This is a genomic window from Enterobacter sp. IF2SW-B1 (genome assembly GCF_001743375.1).
Taxonomy (GTDB): Bacteria; Pseudomonadota; Gammaproteobacteria; order Enterobacterales; family Enterobacteriaceae; genus Enterobacter; species Enterobacter bugandensis.
The window spans coordinates 1-414 of the sequence record NZ_MJAA01000288.1; the positions used below are offsets into that span (position 1 = coordinate 1).

The window sequence follows — 414 nt, forward strand, 5'->3', positions numbered from 1 at the left end:
GGGCGATGGCGAAGGCCGAGGTGGGTGATGATAAATATCGTGATGAAGTGCAGCGGATGGCATGGATAGGCGTAATGGATCAGGCGCGCGCGGCGCGGGGCAGCGAAAGCCGGAAAGCCTGGTGGAAGAATCAGCGCCGGAAAACGCGCCTGCAGGTCCCCCTGCAGGTGGCCATGGCGGAACAGCTTATTGAATGTGACGATCATGACCCCGCCCAGGAGATCCTTCTCGTCGGCCTGAAGCGCCAGTACGACGCTCGCCTGGTCATGGTGATCCCGCGCCTGAAAACCAATACCCCTGAGCAGGTCGAAAAAGTGCTGCGCCAGCAGATCAAAACCGTCGGTGACCGTCCGCTGCTGTGGAGTACCCTGGGCCAGTCGCTGATGAAGCACGGCGAATGGCAAGAGGCGAGCC

At 61.4% G+C, this 414-nt stretch carries 1 pseudogene; it reads left to right on the plus strand.

The window, feature by feature from the left end:
- Positions 1–414: pseudogene (locus A6013_RS24425) on the plus strand (protoheme IX biogenesis protein HemY); the annotation flags it as partial.